The organism is Mycobacterium heidelbergense (assembly GCF_010730745.1).
GTDB lineage: Bacteria > Actinomycetota > Actinomycetes > Mycobacteriales > Mycobacteriaceae > Mycobacterium > Mycobacterium heidelbergense.
Window position 1 is genome coordinate 2,588,229 of sequence record NZ_AP022615.1, and the last position, 19,026, is coordinate 2,607,254.

Sequence of the window (19,026 nt, forward strand, 5' to 3'; positions counted from 1 at the left end):
GTGGAGAAGCGTCTGATCGCCCGCGGTCTGTTGGCCGGCGCAATCGGAGCGGTGTTGGCGTTCCTGTTCGCCCGCCTGTGCGCCGAGCCGGTCATTGGCCGGGCGATCGCTTTTGAGGATGGCCGAACCGACGCCGAGAACGCGCACGGCGTGCACGAGCACGGCGTCGAGTTGTTCACCCGAGGAGTGCAGGCCAACGCCGGATTGGGTTTCGGGTTGCTGATTTTCGGTGTCGCGATGGGCGCGCTGTTCGCCGTGCTGTTCTGCGTCGTCTCAGCCCGCGTGAGAGACATTGCGCCGCGGCCACTTTCGCTTCTCTTGGCGGCGGGCGCGTTCGGTGCGGTGTACCTGGTGCCGTTCGTGAAGTACCCGCCGAACCCGCCGGCGGTGGGCCAGTCGGACACCATCCGGGCCCGCACCGGCTGGTATCTGGTGATGGTGCTGGCGTCGGTGGTGCTGGCGATCGCCGCGGTGTGGCTGGCACGCCGGCTTGCCGCCCGCTTCGGTGCGTGGAACGGGAGGCTGCTCGCGGTCGGGGCCTACCTGGTGGCCGTCGTCGTGGTGGCGGTGGCGCTGCCGACCGTGGATGAGACACCCGAACCGTTGCGCGACGCTTCGGGAGCGATCGTGTATCCCGGCTTTCCCGCCGACGTCCTCTACGAATTCAGGGTGCTTTCGCTGGCCACCCAGCTGGTCTTGTGGGCGACCATCGGCGTGGTCTTTGCGACGCTTGCCGGTCGGCTGTTGGGCGAGCGAGCCGAGAGCGGACGGGCACCGAGCATCGCCGCGTGACCGGGGTTGTCCGGCTGACCTTGGTGTCGCACGCGATGACCGACGCCATGGCGGCCGCGCGCTTTCCCGCCGACGAGCCGCTCAACGACCTCGGCCGTCGACAGGCCGAAGCCGTTGCGGCCCAACCCAGCCGCGACGCCCGTCCGGTCGCCGGACCCGAGCGGCGCGCCCGCCAAACCGCGCGGCTGCTGGGCCTGACGGCCACAACGGAGCCGCGGTTGGCCGACCTCGATTGCGGGCGGTGGCGCGGGCAGGCGCTCGGCGACCTGAACCCCGAAGACCTCGGGAGGTGGCTGGCCGAGCCGGCCCGGGCGCCGCACGGCGGTGAGTCGATCGTCGACCTGATCGGGCGGGTGGCCGGATGGCTGGGGTCGTTGACCGAAGAAGGGGCCGGCGACGCCTCGGCCACGGTGGCGGTGACGCATCCGGCGGTGATCCGGGCGGCGATCCTGCTGGCCCTCGACGTCCCACCGAAATCGTTCTGGCGCATAGACATCGCACCGGTCAGCAGCACCGTCATGCATTTCCGGAACGGCTGCTGGACGCTGCGGCTATAGCGGCCGTAGCGGCTAACGGGGCGCGATCAACGCGAAGACCTGCTTGGCGATCTGCAACATCCAGCCGGTCACCGTCGGTCCGTGGTCGCGCGGCCAGTTCAGCTGGAAGCTGACCACCCAGGGCTGCCGGGTCTTGTCGACGGCGTACCAGCTGAATGTGAGATCACCGGGCAGCCCACCGGCTTTCGCGCCGATATACGGCCAAACGTTGCGGTCCAGCTGGATGCCCGCCACCGCGGAAAGGATCTGTTTGACCGGTGCGGCCGCGCCGACCGCGTCGGCCTGCAGCGCCGCATGGACGCGGCAGATGTCCTCGGCGTTGCCGTACCACTCCGCGCCGTAGGTAGACGCCGGGGTGTGCGCGCGCGTCGGATCGGGTTGGTACGGAGCGGAATCCGCCTGGGCCAGCAGTTCGGCGCGGACCTGCGGGGAACCCTGCTTCCACCGGCTGCGCAGATCCGGATTGCCCCAGCCGATGGAGAACAGCTCATACATCGTGGGGAACGGAGTCATGCTGGCGGGGTCGTGATGGCCGGCCGTGGCGAGCGCTTGCTCGATCGCGTGGGTGCCCATCCGCCCGATGAGCAGGTCGGTGGCCATGTTGTCGCTGGTGGCGATCATCTTCTCGGCGGCCGTGCGAACCGAAACATGGGCTCCGGCGGGCAGTTCCAGGCCCGAGGAGCCAACCGCCCGGCTCTTGTCGGTGACGGTCAGCTGATCGTCCCAGGACACGGTTCCGTCCTTGACGGCGCCCGCCAGGGCATGCAGCACGTACAACTTGAAAATCGAAGCCAGCGGCAGAGATTCGCCGGTGTTGGTGCCGGCCACCGGGTCGCAGTGGCCTTGAACGGTCGGGTCGACCTTGGCGACCTGGTACGAGTAGCGGGCGCCGGTCTTGCCCAGCACGGCGTCGACGTCGTGCCACGAGGCGATCTTCGGCGCCTGGGTGTCGACGTCGAACCGATCGACCCGCCCGTCGTCGTCGGTGTGTATCCGGATGACTTGTCGCGCGCCGTAAGACGAGACGAGGCGCAGCGTGGCCGCGCTGGCGCCGATGTCGATGCCGTCGAGGGCGAAGGGGCGGTCCCACCAGAGCTCTTCCATGGTGTTTTCGACCGAACTCACCTTGTCGGGCGCGGCAAGGGTGCTGATGCCGACCGGCCCGATGGGCCAGTCCGAGTTGAGCATGTCCATGGTCTGCTGAGCCCGCAGACCGGGAGGAGTCCTGGTGTCGATCCCCCGGCCGGTGTTCGCCGCGTTCGCCTGCGGCGACGGGGGGGACGCGCAACCCGGCGCCAGGGCCACCACCAGTGCCGTGGCGGCGCCGAACGCCGCCACGCGGCGGGGCGCCGACCGTCCGCTAGGCAGTCTGGTCGTTCCCGGCAACGTCCAGCACGACCTCGAATTCCAGCAGCGACGCGCCCGTCGCCACCGGGTTGGCGCGGTGTCCGGCGTGGGCCTCGATGGCGGGGCCGCTCGCCCACGCCTGGAATGCTTCATCGGACTCCCAGTGCGTCACCACGAAGTAGCGGTCCTCGCCCTTGACCGGACGCAGCAGCTGGAAGCCGAGGAAACCGGGTTGGTTCTCGACGGCGTGCGCGCGGTGGGCGAACCGCTTCTCCAGTTCGGGGCCGGCGTCGGCGGGCACCTCGATTGCGTTGATCTTCACGACTGGCGGCATTCCGCTAATCTACCGCGCGTCTCCCCTTGTCAAACCCCCGGGCCGCCGCGCCGAGCGTGTTCTCAGGGTGAGATTTCGGGCGATTTCTCGCCCTGAGAACACGCTCGGCGGCCCGGGAGGCGGCGGGCCACGCAAGATGGTGCTATGCCCTCCGAGCTGTTGACCTGCCACGGCGGCCGCGGCCGACCGGTGGTGCTGGTGCATGGACTGATGGGCCGCGGCACCACGTGGTCGCGTCAGCTGCCGTGGCTGACCCGGTTGGGCACGGTGTACACCTACGACGCCCCGTGGCACCGGGGTCGTGACGTCGACGATCCGCACCCGGTCAGCACCGAGCGGTTCGTGGCCGACCTGGCCGGCGCGGTAAGCGCGTTGGGGGCACCGGCCAGGCTCGTCGGGCATTCGATGGGTGCCCTGCACTCGTGGTGCCTGGCCGCCGAGCGTCCGGATTTGGTTTCGGCGCTGGTGCTCGAGGACATGGCCCCGGATTTCCGTGGCCGCACCACCGGTCCCTGGGAGCCGTGGGTGCATGCCCTTCCCGTCGAATTCGACTCCGCGCGGCAAGTGTTCGACGAATTCGGGCCCGTCGCCGGGCGGTATTTCCTGGAGGCCTTCGACCGCACCGCCACCGGTTGGCGGTTGCACGGCCACGCCTCGCGATGGATCGAGATCGCCGCCGAATGGGGCACCCGGGACTACTGGGCGCACTGGACCGCCGTGCGGGCCCCGGCGCTGCTCATCGAGGCCGGCAACTCGGTCACGCCACCGGGCCAGATGCGCGCGATGGCCAAAACCGGTTCCCGGACAATCTATTTGCGCGTTGCCGAGGCCGGTCACCTGATTCACGACGAGGCGCCGCGGGTGTACCGCGACGCGGTCGAGTCCTTCTTGGCGGGGCTCGACCGGCGCTGCTGAGCGGCGCAACGTCGGGCTTCGCGCTCGCCCGCGAGCGGCGCGGCACCAGATGATAAATTCTTCAATTGGTCGAACATAGAAATTGTGGAGTCTTCAGGAGATCTGTCGTGTCGGAGCCGCTGTACCAGGTCAAGGCCGAGTTTTTCAAGACGTTGGGGCATCCGGCGCGGATCAGGATTCTCGAGCTCCTCGTGGCCGGCGACAAGCCGGTCGCCGAGCTGCTGTCCGAGGTTGGGCTGGAAGCGTCGAACCTGTCCCAGCAGCTGGGCGTTTTGCGCCGAGCCGGCGTGGTCGACGCGCACCGGGACGGCAACACGATGATCTACTCGATCGCCTCACCGGACATCGCCGAGCTGCTGATGGTCGCGCGCAAGGTTCTCACCGGGGTGTTCAGCGACCGCGTGGCGGTGTTGGCGGACCTGCGCGCCGGCAGCGCGCTGTAGCGTCCATGGGCTGGATTCGCAAAGCCTTCGGTGTCGGTCGGATCGCCGAACGGGCGGCGCCCGCACCGCGACCGGTGGTGAAACCGCCTGCCGGAGTGCGTGGTTCGCTTCAGATCCGGCACGTGGACGCGGGCTCCTGCAACGGGTGCGAGGTGGAGATCGCGGGCGCGTTTGGCCCGGTGTATGACGCCGAGCGGTTCGGTGCGCGCCTGGTGGCGTCCCCGCGCCACGCGGATGCGCTGCTGGTGACCGGCGTCGTGACACGCAACATGGCCGGTCCATTGCGGACCACCCTCGACGCCACCCCGCAGCCGCGGCGGGTGATCGCCTGCGGGGACTGTGCGCTGAACCGAGGCGTCTTCGGGGATGCCTACGGTGTGGTCGGCGCGGTGGGTGAGGTGGTGCCCGTCGACGTGGAAATCCCGGGCTGCCCGCCGACGCCGAGCCAGATCATCGCGGCTCTCAGATCGGTCACCGGCAAGTGACTGCTGAACCGATGACCCGTGCGGGTCCCGCGCCAAACATGTTGACCCGCAACGACGTCGGGCCCGCCCTGCTGGGCGTGTTGACGTCGACGCTCGGCGCGGGCGGGGTGTGGGCGGGCCTGCTGGGGATGTTCGGTTCCGTTCGCGCGGTGCGCATCGGGTGGTTGCTCCCCTTGTCCGGGGTGCAACTGAGCCTCGATCCGCTGGGCGGGTTCTTTATGACGCTCACGGGCGCGGTCGCGGTCGCGGTCGGGCTGTACGTGATCGGGTATGCCGGGCGCGGACACCTGAGTCGGGTCACGCTGTCGGTGTTGCCGATGTTTGTCGCGGCGATGCTGCTGGTGCCCGCCGCGGCGTCGGTGACCACGTTTCTGCTGGCGTGGGAGTTGATGGCCGTCGCGTCGTTGGTGTTGGTCCTGGCCGACCACACCCGCGCGCAGGTTCGTTCCGCCGCATTGGTGTACGCGGTGATGACCCAGCTGGGGTTCGCGGCGATCCTGGTCGGGCTGATGGTGTTGTCGGCGGGTGGCGGCGCGGACCGGTTCGCCGATTTGCGCCAGCTGCCGCAGGGCGCCCGCGCCGCGGTCTTTGTGTTGACGACGGCGGGGTTCGGGTCGAAGGCCGGTCTGGTGCCGCTGCACGCCTGGCTGCCGCGCGCGCACCCGGAGGCGCCCAGCCCGGTATCGGCGCTGATGAGCGCCGCGATGGTCAACCTGGGCGTGTACGGCATCTGCCGTGTCGATCTGCAGCTGCTCGGACCGGGTCCGCGGTGGTGGGGGCTCACCCTGATGGTTGTCGGCGGGGCGTCGGCGCTCTACGGCGTGGTGCAGGCTTCGGTGGCCACGGATCTCAAACGGCTACTTGCCTATTCGACGACCGAGAACCTCGGGCTGATCACGCTGGCGCTGGGAGCCGCGACCCTGTTCGCGGCCTCCGGCGCGTACGCCCCCGCGACGATCGCCGCCGTCGCGGCCATGCTGCACCTGATCGCGCATGCGGCCTTCAAAAGCCTCGGATTCCTGGCGGCGGGGGCGGTGCTGGCCGCCACGGGGGAGCGTGACCTCGACCGGCTGGGCGGCCTGGCCCGGCGCATGCCGGCGACCACCACCCTGTTCGGGGTGGCCGCGCTCGGGGCGTGCGGGTTGCCCCTGGGCGCCGGGTTCGTCAGCGAGTGGTTGCTGCTTCAATCGCTGATCCACACGGCCCGCGGGCATGCCACCGTCCTGGCCCTGACGACACCGCTGGCGGTGGGCGCGGTCGCACTCACCACCGGCCTGGGGGTTGCGGCGATGGTCAAGGCATTCGGGATCGGATTCCTGGCCCGGCCCCGGTGCGCGGAGGCCGCCCGGGCCCGCGAGGCGCCAGGCAGCATGCTGGCCGGCATGGCGATCGCGGCGGCGGCCTGCCTCGTGCTGGCGGTGGCGCCCTCGGTCACCGCGCCCGCCCTGCGTCGGGCGGTGGCCGCGCTACCCGCGGCGCGGGCGGTGGAGTTCACCGATCTCGGCGCCGTGGTGCGGCTGCCCGGTCTGCAGGGCTCGATCGCACCCGGGGTGATCGCCGCCGGCTTCGGGGTGTCCGTGATGGCGGCCGCCATCCTGGCGCGTTGGCGTCGTGGGCGGCGCCCGGCACCCGCCGCATTGCCGTTATGGGCTTGTGGCGCAAACGATCTCACCGCTCGCATGCAGTACACGGCCACGTCGTTCGCCGAGCCGCTGCAACGGGTCTTCGATGACGTCCTGCGTCCCGACACCGACATCGAGGTGACCCACGTCGCCGAGTCGCGGTACCTGGCCGACAAGATCACCTACCGCACCAGAATCTCCGATGCGATCGAGGAACGCTTCTACACGCCGGTGATCCGGACCGTGGCGGCCGCCGCGGCGATGATGCGGCGCGCCCACACCGGCAGCGTGCACCTGTACCTGGCGTACGGTGCGCTCGGCGTGCTGATCGTGCTGGTGATCGCCCGATGAACGCCCTGTCCTACGTCGCGGGCGCCGTGCAGATCGGCGCCGTGATGGTCGCGGCGCCGCTGGTGGTCGGCCTCACCCGCCAGGTACGCGCACGCTGGGAGGGCCGCGTCGGCGGCGGCGTCCTGCAGCCGTGGCGCGACATACTCAAACAGCTTGGCAAACAACAGATCACCCCGCTCGGCACTACGGCGGTGTTCGCGGCCGCCCCCGCCATCGTCGCCGGGTCGACGTTGCTGATCGCCGCGATCGCACCGCTGGTCGCCACCGGATCGCCACTGGATGCCAGCGCCGACTTGTTCGTGGTGGTCGGCCTGCTGTTTGTCGGCACCGTCGCGTTGACCCTGGCCGGCATCGACACCGGCACCTCGTTCGGCGGCATGGGGGCCAGCCGCGAGATCACCATCGCCGCCTTGGTCGAACCCACGATCCTGCTCGCGGTGTTCGCACTGTCGGTTCCGGCGGGATCGGCGAATCTCGGTGCGCTGGTGGCGAATACCATCACCCACCCGGGCCAGGTGATGTCGCTGCCGGCGGTGCTGGCGTTTGCCGCGCTGGTGATCGTGATCGTCGCCGAGACGGGACGGCTTCCGGTGGACAACCCCGCCACCCACCTCGAGCTCACCATGGTGCACGAGGCGATGGTCCTCGAATACGCCGGCCCGCGCCTGGCGCTGGTCGAGTGGGCGACCGGGATGCGGTTGACAGTGCTGTTGGCGCTGCTGGCAAACCTGTTCGCGCCGTGGGGTATCGCCGGCGGCTGGCCCGGCGCGGTGGACATCGTCGTCGGCGTCGCGGCGGTGGTGGCCAAGGTGGCCCTGCTGGCGGCCCTGCTCGCAACGGTCGAGGTGTTCGTCGCCAAGCTGCGGTTGTTCCGGGTTCCCGAGCTGCTGGCGGGGTCTTTTCTGCTGGCCCTGCTCGCGGTGATCGCCGCCAACTTCTTCACGGTGCCGACATGACGTACGACACTTTCGCGGTGTTGGTCGACCTCGCCGCCGGCGGGCTGATCTTGGCGGCGGTGCTGGTCGTGTGGCGCCGCGACCTGGTCGCCATCGTCCGCCTGCTGGCCTGCCAGGGCGTCGCGCTGGCGGCCATCCCCGTCCTGCGCGGCGCGTACGACGGCGACGCCGCGCTCATCGGCGTCGGCGTCGCGGTGCTGGTGTTGCGCGCCGCGGTGCTGCCGCGGCTGCTGTCCCGCGCGTTCGGCGCCGAGCCACGCACCCACCAGACCCGCCGCGAGGCCACCCCGCTGGTGAACACCGCGACGTCGCTACTGATCACCGCCGTGCTGACGCTCGCCGCGTTCGCCGCCACCCGACCCTTGGTGAACCTGCAGCCGGCGGCCTCGACCACCGCGGTCCCGGCCGCCACCTCGGTGGTGCTCATCGCGCTGTTCGTGATGGTGACGCGGCGGCACGCGGTGTCGCAGGCCGCGGGATTCCTCATGCTGGACAACGGAATCGCCGCGACCGCGTTTTTGCTCACCGCCGGGGTGCCGCTGATCGTGGAGCTGGGAGCGTCCCTGGACGTGCTGTTCGCGGTCCTCGTGATCGGCGTCCTGACGGGCCGGCTGTCCCGGACCTTCGGCGGCGCCGACCTGGACGCATTGCAGGAGTTGCACGACTGATGACCGGGTTACTGCTCGTCGCGATCCTCACGCCGATCGCCGCCTCGATCGCCACCCTGGTGGTCGGGTGGCGCCGGGCAACCGCCACACTGATCGTCGGATCCGCGGTAACGGTGCTCGGGTGCGGCGCGGCGCTGGGGCTGCGCGTCGGATCGGGGACCCGGTTCGCGTTGGGCGGGCTGCTGCGGGTCGACGCTCTGAGCGTCACGATGCTGATCGTCATCGGAGTCGTTGCCACGCTGGCCACGTGGGCCAGCGTCGGCTACCTCGACGCCGAATTGGCGCGCGGCCATACCGACCTCCGCGGCGCCCGGGCGTACGGCGCGCTGACCGCGGCGTTCCTGGCGGCGATGGTTGTCGCGGTGTGCGCCAACAACATTGGCGTCATCTGGGTCGCGATCGAAGCCACCACGGTGATCACCGCCTTTCTGGTCGGGCACCGCCGCACCCGCACGGCGCTCGAGGCGACCTGGAAATACGTCGTGATCTGTTCGGTCGGCATCGCGATCGCTTTCCTGGGCACCGTGCTGCTGTACTACGCCGCCGAGCATGCCGGCGCGCCGGCCGCCGCGGCCCTGAACCTCGACGTGCTCATGGCGCACGCGGGTGGGCTCGATCCGGGCACCGCCCGACTGGCGGGCGGGTTGCTGTTGGTCGGCTACGGCGCCAAGGCGGGGCTGTTCCCGTTTCACACCTGGTTGGCCGACGCCCACAGCCAGGCCCCGGCACCCGTTTCGGCGCTGATGAGCGGGGTGCTGTTGTCGGTGGCGTTCTCGGTGCTCATCCGCGTCAAACCGATCGTCGACGCCGCCGCCGCGGCCACCTTCATGCGGTCCGGGCTGCTGGTGGTCGGGCTGGCGACGCTGGTGATCGCCGCCCTGATGCTGACCGTGACGCCCGATATCAAACGGATGCTTGCCTATTCGTCGATGGAGAACATGGGCTTGATCGCGATCGCCGCGGCCGCCGGCACCACGCTGGCGATCGCCGCGCTGCTGCTGCACGTGCTCGCCCACGGGATCGGCAAGACGGTCCTGTTCTTGGCCAGCGGTCAGCTGCAGGCCGCCCACGACTCCACCGCCATCGCGGACATCACCGCGGTGCTGCGGCGCTCCCGCCTGGTCGGTGTGTCGCTTGCCGTCGGCGCGGTCGTGTTGCTCGGGTTGCCGCCCTTTGCCATGTTCGCCAGCGAGTTGGCCATCGTCCGTTCCCTCGCGGACGCCCGGCTCACCTGGGCCCTGGGGGTGGGCATCGCGCTGATCGCGGTCGCCTTCGCGGCGCTGGCGCGCAACTCGGGCCGCATCCTGCTGGGCCGGCCCACCGGCGCGGTAGAGATCGCGGTGCCACGCACGGTGGCGGCGGCCCTGTTGCTCGGTGTCGCGGCATCGATCGCCCTCGGTGTCACCGCCGGCCCGCTCACCGGCCTGTTCACCGCCGCGGCCGCCGACGTTGGGGCGCCCCGATGAGCCACGACTGGGTCCGCCGCAGGCTGTCCCAGGACGGGCTGACCGAGATGGCGGAAGACCTGCTGGACAAGGGCTTTCGGCTGGGCCTGATGGCAGCCCACGACGACGGCGCCACCTTGCGCGTCGTGTACCTGTTCCTCGCCGGCTGGCCCGATCGCCGCGTCGAGCTCGAATGCGTTGTGCCCAGCGCCGATCCGGCGGTGCCTTCGCTGGCATATCTCTCGTTCGCGGCCGGCCGATTCGAGCGCGAGATGGCCGACCTGTATGGGATCCGGCCCGTCGGGCATCCCAGGGTGCGTCGGCTGGTGCGACACGCCCACTGGCCCGAGGACTGGTATCCCATGCGCGGCGCCGCCGCGCCCGCATCGGAATTCGAAGGCGCCGCCCATTTCCCGTTCGTCACCGTCGAGGGGCCGGGAGTATACGAGATCCCCGTGGGCCCGGTTCACGCCGGGGTGATCGAACCCGGCCACTTCCGCTTCTCCGTCGCCGGCGAGACCGTGCTGCGGCTGAAGGCTCGACTGTGGTTCGTCCACCGGGGCGTGGAAAAGCTTTTCCAGGGCCGGCCGGCCGACGGCGCGGTCGACCTGGCCGAGCGCGTCAGCGGCGACACCTCCATCGCTCACGCCCTCGCCCACAGCCTCGCGATCGAAGACGCGCTCGGGGTCGAACTCCCCGACGACGCGCGGCGCCTGCGCGCGCTGCTCGTCGAGCTGGAGCGCCTCTACAATCACGTCGCCGACCTGGGCGCGCTGGCCAACGACGTCGGATTCTCCCTCGCCAACGCGCACGCGCAACGCATCCGCGAGCGACTGCTGCGAATCAACGCGGTGGTCACCGGGCATCGGTTGCTGCGCAACGCCATTCGCCCCGGGGCGGTCGCGCTGCGGGCGCTCCCCGACGCCACCGAGCTGAGGTCCGTTGCGGCCGACGTCGCCGAGGTCGCCGAACTGACCCTGCGCAACACGGTGCTGTACGACCGGTTCGACGGGACGGCCGTCCTGCACACGGAGGACGCTCACGCCCTCGGCTGCCTCGGCTACGTCGCGCGCGCCAGCGGAATGCGCACCGACGCCCGGCTCCAACACCCCACCACCGCGCTGCCCGTCACCGAGATCGGCGCCGCCGCGGGTGACGTGCTGGCGCGCTACACGGTGCGGCGCGACGAATTCGCCGCGTCCACCGAGTTGGCATGCCGGCTGATCGAAACACACTCCGGCCCAACCGAATACGCCGTCACCCCGGCGCCGCCGCGCACGGCCCGCAGCGGTATCGGCATCGTCGAGGGTTGGCGCGGCACCGTCGTCCATCGCGTCGAAATCGACGACGCCAACCGTATCACCCGCGCCAAGATCGTCGACCCCTCCTGGTTCAACTGGCCCGCGCTGCCCGTCGCGATGGCCGACACCATCGTCCCCGACTTTCCGCTGGCGAATAAGAGCTTCAACCAGTCCTACGCCGGCAATGACCTTTGAGAGACCTCTGATCAGCCGCGCGGCCGGTCCTCGCCCGGCAATGCGAACCGCCCGTCGGCCGTCGGCCTCACCAGGCCGTCGGCCAGCAACGAATCCAGCGCTCTGTCGCGCTGCTGGGTGTCGGTCAGCCAGGCCAGGTCCAGCTCCGCTCGCGTGACCGGAGAGTCGTTGTCGCGCAAGACGTCCAACAAACGGCCGCGCACCTGACGGTCGGTCCCGGCGTAGGCCTGGACGCGACGGGCCGGCCCCTGCGCGGGCGGATAGGCGGCTTGCCGCCACGCGCACGCGGCAACCGGGCACAACCCGCAGCGCGGCGCCCGCGCCGTGCACACGGTCGCGCCCAGCTCCATCAGCGCGACCGAAAACTCCGGCGCCACCTCGTCGTTCGGCAGCAGCGCCGCCACGTCGGCGTGGTCACGCGCCGCCGACGGCGCGCCGGCATCGGCCAGGCCGTGCACCGCGCGGGCCACCACGCGACGCACGTTGGTGTCCACCACGGGCACCGGCCGGCGATAGGCGAAGCAGGCCACGGCCCGCGCGGTGTAACCACCGACGCCCGGCAACCCCAACAGAGTGTCGACGTCATCGGGGACCACGTCGTCGTGGTCACGGGCAATGACGATGGCGCACTCGTGCAAGCGCTTTGCCCGCCTCGGATAGCCGAGCTTGCCCCAGGCGCGCAGCACGTCGGCGGCGCTGGCCGCCGCGGTGGCCGACGCCGTCGGCCACCGCCGCACCCAGTCCGGCCAGATCGACAGCACCCGGGCCACCGGCGTCTGCTGCAGCATGAACTCGCTGACCAGGATTTGCCATGCGCTGACGCCCGGCCCCCTCCAGGGCAGGTCACGGCGCGACCGGCCGTACCACGCCACTAGCTCGTCGGCCGGGATGCCCAGTTGACTAGGCATTCGAGGCCGCGGCACAGCACAATATTTGACATGCCCAATACCAGTCCGGTAACCGCGTGGAAAGCACTCAAAGAGGGTAACGAGCGATTCGTCGCAGGCAAGGCCGAGCATCCCAGCCAAAGCGTCGAGCATCGAGCCAGCCTGGCCGCCGTCCAGAAGCCGACCGCGGTGATATTCGGCTGCGCGGACAGCCGCGTCGCCGCCGAGCTGATCTTCGATCAGGGCCTGGGCGACATGTTCGTGGTTCGCACCGCCGGGCAGGTCATCGATTCGGCGGTGCTGGGGTCCATCGAGTACGCCGTGACCTTGCTCGACGTGCCACTCATCGTCATCCTCGGTCACGACAGCTGCGGCGCCGTCAAGGCGGCGCTGGGGGCGATCGAGGACGGCACGATACCCGGCGGCTTCGTGCGGGATCTGGTGGAGCGGGTGGCGCCGTCGATCCTGATGGGCCGCCGCGACGGCCTGACCCGCGTCGACGAGTTCGAGGAAAGGCACGTGCGCGAGACGGTGGTCCAGCTCATGGCGCGCTCGATGGCCATCGCCGAGCGGGTGGCCGCCGGCACCTTGGCCATCGCGGCCGTCACCTATCACCTCGCCGACGGGCGGGCGGCGCTGGTCGACCACGTCGGCGATATCGGAGAGTAACGGCCGGTTCGCTCGCCGCTCTTTACACGGCGGTCGGCCAGCGAACAGGGCGACACGCCGAGGCGGGTCAAACAAATCCGCGTGACCTGCGCCTACGGTGTGAATGTGCTGGATCTTGAACCGCGTGGCCCGCTACCCACCGAGATCTATTGGCGGCGCAGGGGCCTGGCCCTGGGCATCGCGGTCGTCGTGATCGGGATCGTGGCCGCCACGATCGTCGCCTTCATGGGCAACAGCGCGGGTGCCAAACCCGCCAATGCCGACAAACCCAACTCCGCGCAAAGCAAGCCGGGCTCGCCCGCGCCGCAGGCGCCGGCACCGCCGGGGCAGGAAGGCGTCACCCCGGTGCCGGCACCGCAGGGGCAGAACCCCGAGTCACCCACGCTGACCGCCGCGGTCCAGCCGCCGCCGGTGCTCAAGGAGGGCGATGACTGCCCCGATTCGACGCTGGCCGTCAAGGGCCTGACCAACGCGCCCCAGTACTTCATCGGCGACCAGCCGAAATTCACCATGGTGGTCACCAACATCGGGCTGGTGTCCTGCAAGCGCGACGTCGGGGCCGCGGTGCTGGCCGCCTACGTCTACTCGCTGGACAACAAGCGGCTGTGGTCCAACCTGGACTGCGCGCCGTCCAACGAGACCCTGATCAAAACCTTCACGCCGGGCGAGCAGGTGACCACGGCGGTGACCTGGACGGGAATGGGCTCCGCGCCGCACTGCCCGCTGCCGCGGCCGGCGATCGGGCCCGGCACCTACAACCTCGTCGTGCAGCTGGGAAACCTGCGTTCGCAGCCGGTTCCGTTCATCCTCAATCAGCCGCCACCGCCGCCGGGGCCGGTGCCGGGTCAGCCGGCGCTCGCGCCGCCGCCGGAGGCGCCGCCGGGGGTCGCTCCGGGCCCCGTTCCCGCGGGGTAACCGGACTCAGCTGAGCGGGTCGGCTATCGTCGACTCCGCCAGTTGCGACAACCCCTCCCGGATGTGACGGGCCCACATCGCGCCGATGCCGTCCACCGATTCCAGGTCGTTGGCGCTGGCCGCCAGCAGGCCCTGCAGGGTGCCGAACGCCCGGACCAACAGGTCCACGTGCGCGAACTGCAGGCGGGGGATGCCGGCCATCGCGCGGTAGCCACGCGGGCTGAGCGCCGAATCCTGCGCCTCGGTGGTCGTCGGGTATCCGAAAACCTTTGCCAGCGAAGTGAAGTCGAGCAGTTCGGTGTCCGACAGGGCATCGAGTTCTTCCAGGGTTGCGGTCATCTGCGCCGCGGACAGCGGCTCGGGGCTGGCGTGGTAGTCGCGCACGATCAGTTCCCGGGCGGTGTCGTTGCCGCCCAGCAGCTCCTCGAGCTGCAGCCGCAGTTGGCGCCCGTCGGTGCCGAGTTCCACGCAGTCATAGTCGATCACCAAGCCGATGCGCCGGACCAGCTCGAGCCGCTGCACCACCGTCATCACGTCGCGCAGCGTGACGAAGTCCTCGATCTCGGCCCGCGACAGTTGCCTGCTGACCTCGTCGAGCCTGGTCTTGTACCGCTCCAGGGTGGCGATGGCCTGGTTGGCCCGCGACAGGATGGTCGCGGAATCGGCCACCACGTGGCGCTCCCCGGCGGCGTAGACGGTGACGATGTTCATCGAGTGGCTCACCGAGATCACCGGGTAGCCGGTCTGGACCGCGGCCCGTTCCGCGGAGCGGTGGCGGGTCCCCGACTCGTCGGTCGGTATCGACGGATCGGGCACCAACTGGACGTTGGCCCGCACGATGCGGCTGCCGTCGGTGGACAGCACGACGGCGCCGTCCATCTTCGCCAGCTCGCGCAGCCGCGTCGGCGCGTACCGGACGTCGAGGGCGAAGCCGCCGTCGCAGATGGCCTCGACGTTCTCGTCGTTGCCGAGCACGATCAGCGCACCGGTGCGGCCGCGCAGGATGCGCTCCAGGCCGTCCCGCAGCCCCGTGCCCGGGGCCAGGCGGGCAACGGTCTCACGCAGCGTCGGACGGGTCACAGCGTGTCATTGTGCGGCCCTTTGTGCTACACGTCTAGCCGTTGCGGTCCGGGGTGCGCACCGGACCGGTGGTCGGCGATGTCGATCATGTGCTCCAGGGCGGCGACGATGGTGGGTGCGGTCAGCGGGCGCATGCCCGCGGGGACCCCGTCGCAACCCGGCGGGATGAGCGCGATGGTGAATCCCTGCCGTGCGGCCTCGATCAGGCGCCGTTCCATGCCGTTGACCCGGCGCAGATCGCCGGCGAGACCCACTTCGCCGATCATTACCGCCGTGGTGGGCAGCGGCAGATTCGCGTACGCGGAGGCCAGCGCGGTCGCGACGGCGAGATCCGAGGATGGGTCGGTCAACCGCATGCCGCCCACGGTCGACAGATAGATGTCGGTGGCGGCGATGGGCAGCTTGGCGTGCTTTTCCAGCACGGCCGTGATCATCGCGGCGCGGGAGTGGTCGATGCCGCTGACGGCGCGGCGCGGCGAGCCGCCGGACGGGGCGGCCAGCAGCGCCTGGACTTCGCCGATCAACGGCCGCTTTCCATCCAGCGTCACCGTGATCGCGGTCCCGGCGACCGGCGCCGGCCGCTGATCCAGGAAGAGGTGCGACGGGTCGGTCACGTCCTCGATTCCGTTGTCGTGCAGCATGAAACAACCGACCTCGTCGGCCGCGCCGAACCGGTTCTTGACGCCGCGGACCATGCGCAGCGAGCCGTTGCGGTCGCCTTCGAAATGCAGCACCACGTCGACGAGATGCTCGAGGGAGCGCGGCCCGGCGATGGCCCCGTCCTTGGTGACGTGGCCGACGAGAATCAGGGCGACGCCATCGGCCTTCGCGGCCGCGGTCAGCGCCGCGGTCACCGCGCGCACCTGCGTGACCCCGCCGGCGACGCCGTCGGCCTCGGTGGTGGACATCGTCTGCACCGAGTCCACGATGACCAGCGCCGGCCTGACCGTCGCGATGTGGTCCAGCACCGCGTGCAGGTCGGATTCGGCGGCCAGGTAGACCTCGTCACCGCCGCAGCCGGTCCGGTCGGCCCGCAGCCGGATCTGGCCCGCGGACTCCTCACCGGAGATGTACAGCGCCCGCCGGCCCGACTGGGCCCAGCGATGGGCGACCTTGAGCAACAGCGTCGACTTACCGACCCCCGGATCGCCGGCCAGCAGCGTGACCGAACCGGGCACCACGCCGCCGCCGAGCACCCGGTCGAGTTCGTCTACGCCCGTCGAGCGGTGCCGGCTGACATTGGGTTCGATGGAACTGATCGGGACGGCTCGCGAAGCCGGGTGCCGACGGCCGGCGCGACCGACCGCCGCGAGCGCCGGAACCTCGTCGATGGTGCCCCACGTGCCGCACTCCAGGCAGCGGCCCACCCACTTGGCCGTGACGTGTTGGCATTCCGAGCAGCGGTATTGGGAGCGTGCGTTTGCCACGCCGTGACCGTATCGGGCCGGTGTGACAAGCCCGGTGGGACAGGTCGGCCGGCTAGACCCGTTCGGGTCCCAGTCCGGCCGAAATCGGGACCATCACGCTGGCCTGCCCTGCCTTCTCGAAAGTGAAAGTGAAGTTGTAGGTGAGGCCGTTCGAGATGGGCTTGGCCAGGTCGACGGTCGCCTTGACGGCGTTGTTGGAGCCCAGGGGGCCCGGCGCCACGTTCTGGCCGTCGGGCGCGCCGATGAACAGGATGCCGCCGGCCGGCACCCGGCCGTCGCCGGTCACCGTCACCGGCCCGATGTCACTGGTGATGCCCACCAGCCTGTCCGCGACGTCGGGCGACTGGTTGACGGCCACCGCCACCAGGTTGACCGTTCGGCCCGGCTGCAGGAAGTCACCGGTCTGGACGGCCTGCATCCGGATGTCGCGCAGCGCGACGTTGTTGATCGTGACCCGGTTGCCGTTCACGGCCGGCTCCTGGGTGGCCATCTGCGAGATCTGACCGGCTCCGCAGCCGCTGAGCGAGGCGGCGGCGGCCAAGGCGGCCAGACCGACGGCGACCCGGGTGGCCGGGGCGGAACGTCGGATCGGGAGGCCGATCTTGAAGCGGTTCACTCGATGCCTCCTGCTCGGCTCGCGCCGTCATGACCCATCATGACGGTGGTTCAACTACGCAACTATGCACAGTAGTAGGAACGTTCTGCCAGCGGTAGCGGAGGGCACCGGACCAGCGCCGCAGGCTCCGGGTGGGGTGCCTGCGCGGGCCGAACAGCGGCGTTGGTAGTGTGTGCCCTTGCACGTCTTGCTCCGCCTGTCAACCCCTAATCTGCCCGCGTTGTGCCCCTGACCTGCATCGTTGCTTCGCACGCCTTGGGCCGCCGTGTTAGGATGAAGTAACGAAAGGGGCTCGAATCAGATGATCTTCAAGGTCGGCGACACCGTTGTCTATCCACACCACGGTGCTGCGTTAGTCGAGGCGATCGAAACCCGGACCATCAAAGGGGAACAAAAAGAGTATCTCGTCTTGAAGGTGGCGCAGGGAGACCTGACGGTTCGAGTACCCGCAGACAACGCCGAATACGTCGGTGTTCGCGACGTCGTCGGGCAGGAAGGCCTCGACAAGGTCTTCCAGGTGTTGCGTGCCCCCCACACGGAAGAGCCGACCAACTGGTCCCGCCGCTACAAGGCCAACCTGGAAAAACTCGCCTCCGGCGATGTCAACAAGGTGGCCGAGGTCGTGCGCGATCTGTGGCGACGCGACCAGGAACGCGGCCTGTCCGCCGGCGAGAAGCGGATGCTGGCCAAGGCCCGGCAGATCCTGGTCGGCGAGCTGGCGCTGGCCGAGAGCACCGACGATGCCAAGGCGGAGACCATCCTCGACGAGGTTCTGGCCGCCGCTTCCTGAAGGCCCTGAGGCTCTGGTGGTCGGGGGCACGGTTGTCGCAGTGGTCCCGGCCGCGGGGTCGGGGGAGCGGCTGGCCGCGGGCATCCCGAAGGCGTTCTGCGAACTCGACGGGCGCACCCTGCTGGAATGCGCCGTCGCCGGGCTGCTGGAGTCCGGGGTCGTCGATCATGTCGTGGTGGCGGTCCCCGCCGACCGCATCGACCAGGCCAAACAGTCCCTAGATGACCGGGCGACCGTCGTCGCCGGCGGGGCCGACCGCACGGAATCGGTGGGCCTGGCCCTGGCGGCTCTCCCCGGCAACCCCGACTTCGTGCTGGTGCACGACGCCGCCCGGGCGCTGACGCCGCCGTCGTTGGTCGTGCGCGTGGTCGACGCGTTGCGGGCCGGTCACGGCGCCGTCGTGCCGGCGCTGCCCTTGTCTGACACCATCAAGGCCGTGGATGCCAACGGGGCGGTCCTGGGCACGCCGGAGCGCGCCGGCCTGCGGGCGGTGCAGACCCCGCAAGGGTTCGCCACCGAGCTGCTGGTGCGCGCCTATCGGGCCTCTCGGGGCGCCGCCGGTTTTACCGACGACGCGTCCCTGGTCGAGCGTGTCGGCGGCCAGGTTCAGGTGGTCGACGGCGACCCGCTGGCGTTCAAGATCACCACCCGGCTCGATCTGCTGCTGGCCCACGCGATCGTGCGCCGATGACCGAGCTGCCACGCGTCGGTTTGGGCGCCGACGTGCACCCGATTCAACCCGGGCGCCCCTGCTGGCTGCTCGGCTTGCTGTTTGCCGGCGCCGACGGCTGCGCCGGCCACTCCGACGGGGACGTCGGCGCGCACGCGCTGTGCGACGCGCTGTTGTCGGCCGCCGGGCTGGGCGACATCGGCGCGGTATTCGGGGTGGACGATCCGCGATGGGAGGGGGTCAGCGGCGCCGACATGCTGCGCCACGTCGCCGGCCTGACGTCCCGGCACGGCTACCGGATCGGAAACGCCGCCGTGCAGGTGATCGGCAACCGGCCGAAGGTCGGCCCGCGACGCGCCGAGGCGCAGCGGGTGCTGTCGGACCTGCTGGGGGCGCCGGTGTCGGTGTCGGCGACGACCACCGACGGGCTGGGCCTGACGGGGCGGGGCGAGGGCCTGGCGGCCATCGCGACCGCGCTGCTAGTGCCCGTCGGCTAGGCCGACGCCGGCCCGCCGCCCCTCGAGCGTCACGCTGGCGTGGCACTCGGCGTCGACGGCCGCG

General features: G+C 70.4%; 21 protein-coding genes. 15 read left to right on the forward strand and 6 right to left on the reverse strand.

Going from position 1 to position 19,026, the window contains the following annotated elements; genetic code table 11:
- Both G6N25_RS12120 and G6N25_RS12125 read left to right on the forward strand, forming a co-directional pair.
- Complete coding sequence (locus G6N25_RS12120) at window positions 1-792, forward strand: CbtA family protein (protein WP_083073729.1); 792 nt, start codon at window positions 1-3, stop codon at window positions 790-792.
- The gene (locus G6N25_RS12125) at window positions 789-1,349 is read left to right on the forward strand and encodes a histidine phosphatase family protein (protein WP_083073728.1); all 561 of its coding nucleotides are present in this window, start codon (window positions 789-791) and stop codon (window positions 1,347-1,349) included. Before G6N25_RS12120 ends, G6N25_RS12125 begins: the two co-directional genes overlap by 4 nt.
- A gap of 12 nt (window positions 1,350-1,361) precedes the next feature.
- Here G6N25_RS12125 and G6N25_RS12130 read toward each other — a convergent pair whose 3' ends face one another.
- On the reverse strand, window positions 1,362-2,735 hold the full coding sequence (locus tag G6N25_RS12130; protein ID WP_083073727.1) for a serine hydrolase: 1,374 nt from the start codon (window positions 2,733-2,735) through the stop codon (window positions 1,362-1,364).
- The gene (gene mhuD, locus G6N25_RS12135; RefSeq protein ID WP_083073726.1) at window positions 2,710-3,030 is read right to left on the reverse strand and encodes a mycobilin-forming heme oxygenase MhuD; all 321 of its coding nucleotides are present in this window, start codon (window positions 3,028-3,030) and stop codon (window positions 2,710-2,712) included. Before mhuD ends, G6N25_RS12130 begins: the two co-directional genes overlap by 26 nt.
- Window positions 3,031-3,174: 144 nt before the next feature.
- Here mhuD and G6N25_RS12140 point away from each other — a divergent pair, with 144 nt between their 5' ends.
- From G6N25_RS12140 to G6N25_RS12175, 8 genes are all read left to right on the forward strand, one after another.
- A complete protein-coding gene (locus G6N25_RS12140) occupies window positions 3,175-3,945 on the forward strand; it encodes an alpha/beta fold hydrolase (protein ID WP_083073725.1) in 771 nt (256 codons plus the stop codon).
- 107 nt (window positions 3,946-4,052) lie between these two features.
- Window positions 4,053-4,388, forward strand: a complete 336-nt coding sequence (locus G6N25_RS12145; RefSeq protein ID WP_083073724.1) for a lsr2/espR transcriptional regulator — start codon at window positions 4,053-4,055, stop codon at window positions 4,386-4,388.
- 5 nt (window positions 4,389-4,393) lie between these two features.
- On the forward strand, window positions 4,394-4,873 hold the full coding sequence (locus G6N25_RS12150) for an NADH-quinone oxidoreductase subunit B family protein (RefSeq protein WP_083073723.1): 480 nt from the start codon (window positions 4,394-4,396) through the stop codon (window positions 4,871-4,873).
- Between the two features lie 38 nt (window positions 4,874-4,911).
- Window positions 4,912-6,846, forward strand: coding sequence for a proton-conducting transporter transmembrane domain-containing protein (locus G6N25_RS12155; RefSeq protein ID WP_083073722.1), 1,935 nt, complete (start codon window positions 4,912-4,914; stop codon window positions 6,844-6,846).
- 5 nt (window positions 6,847-6,851) lie between these two features.
- Window positions 6,852-7,802: a respiratory chain complex I subunit 1 family protein gene (locus G6N25_RS12160; protein WP_083073790.1), complete on the forward strand. Its 951-nt coding sequence runs from the start codon at window positions 6,852-6,854 to the stop codon at window positions 7,800-7,802.
- Window positions 7,799-8,470 carry a hypothetical protein gene (locus G6N25_RS12165; RefSeq protein WP_083073721.1) on the forward strand — a complete coding sequence of 224 codons (672 nt, stop codon included), beginning with the start codon at window positions 7,799-7,801 and terminating at the stop codon, window positions 8,468-8,470. Before G6N25_RS12160 ends, G6N25_RS12165 begins: the two co-directional genes overlap by 4 nt.
- A complete protein-coding gene (locus tag G6N25_RS12170) occupies window positions 8,470-9,936 on the forward strand; it encodes a proton-conducting transporter transmembrane domain-containing protein (protein ID WP_083073720.1) in 1,467 nt (488 codons plus the stop codon). Before G6N25_RS12165 ends, G6N25_RS12170 begins: the two co-directional genes overlap by 1 nt.
- A complete protein-coding gene (locus tag G6N25_RS12175; RefSeq protein ID WP_083073719.1) occupies window positions 9,933-11,411 on the forward strand; it encodes a hydrogenase large subunit in 1,479 nt (492 codons plus the stop codon). Before G6N25_RS12170 ends, G6N25_RS12175 begins: the two co-directional genes overlap by 4 nt.
- Before the next feature lie 11 nt (window positions 11,412-11,422).
- On the opposite strand, the gene G6N25_RS12180 is transcribed toward G6N25_RS12175, so the two are convergent.
- Window positions 11,423-12,319: an HhH-GPD family protein gene (locus G6N25_RS12180; RefSeq protein ID WP_083073718.1), complete on the reverse strand. Its 897-nt coding sequence runs from the start codon at window positions 12,317-12,319 to the stop codon at window positions 11,423-11,425.
- Between the two features lie 30 nt (window positions 12,320-12,349).
- Here G6N25_RS12180 and G6N25_RS12185 point away from each other — a divergent pair, with 30 nt between their 5' ends.
- Complete coding sequence (locus G6N25_RS12185) at window positions 12,350-12,967, forward strand: carbonic anhydrase (protein ID WP_083073717.1); 618 nt, start codon at window positions 12,350-12,352, stop codon at window positions 12,965-12,967.
- 105 nt (window positions 12,968-13,072) lie between these two features.
- On the forward strand, window positions 13,073-13,882 hold the full coding sequence (locus G6N25_RS12190; RefSeq protein WP_142272595.1) for a hypothetical protein: 810 nt from the start codon (window positions 13,073-13,075) through the stop codon (window positions 13,880-13,882).
- Window positions 13,883-13,888: 6 nt separating this feature from the next.
- Here the strand turns inward: G6N25_RS12190 and disA are convergent, their stop codons facing one another.
- The 3 genes from disA to G6N25_RS12205 are packed head-to-tail and all read right to left on the reverse strand — an operon-like array spanning window position 13,889 to window position 17,005.
- On the reverse strand, window positions 13,889-14,962 hold the full coding sequence (disA, locus tag G6N25_RS12195; protein WP_083073715.1) for a DNA integrity scanning diadenylate cyclase DisA: 1,074 nt from the start codon (window positions 14,960-14,962) through the stop codon (window positions 13,889-13,891).
- Window positions 14,963-14,988: 26 nt separating this feature from the next.
- Entirely contained in the window at window positions 14,989-16,389 is a 1,401-nt protein-coding gene (gene radA / locus G6N25_RS12200; RefSeq protein WP_083073714.1) for a DNA repair protein RadA, read from the reverse strand.
- A 52-nt stretch (window positions 16,390-16,441) separates the two neighbouring features.
- Entirely contained in the window at window positions 16,442-17,005 is a 564-nt protein-coding gene (locus G6N25_RS12205) for a hypothetical protein (protein ID WP_083073713.1), read from the reverse strand.
- A 301-nt stretch (window positions 17,006-17,306) separates the two neighbouring features.
- Between G6N25_RS12205 and carD the strand changes: the two genes are divergently transcribed.
- Genes carD through ispF form a run of 3 tightly spaced genes read left to right on the forward strand, consistent with a single transcriptional unit; the run spans window position 17,307 to window position 18,962 of the window.
- The gene (carD, locus tag G6N25_RS12210) at window positions 17,307-17,795 is read left to right on the forward strand and encodes an RNA polymerase-binding transcription factor CarD (RefSeq protein ID WP_007166539.1); all 489 of its coding nucleotides are present in this window, start codon (window positions 17,307-17,309) and stop codon (window positions 17,793-17,795) included.
- A complete protein-coding gene (gene ispD, locus G6N25_RS12215; protein ID WP_083073712.1) occupies window positions 17,746-18,486 on the forward strand; it encodes a 2-C-methyl-D-erythritol 4-phosphate cytidylyltransferase in 741 nt (246 codons plus the stop codon). Before carD ends, ispD begins: the two co-directional genes overlap by 50 nt.
- Entirely contained in the window at window positions 18,483-18,962 is a 480-nt protein-coding gene (gene ispF, locus G6N25_RS12220; RefSeq protein WP_083073711.1) for a 2-C-methyl-D-erythritol 2,4-cyclodiphosphate synthase, read from the forward strand. Before ispD ends, ispF begins: the two co-directional genes overlap by 4 nt.
- Window positions 18,963-19,026 lie beyond the last annotated feature (64 nt).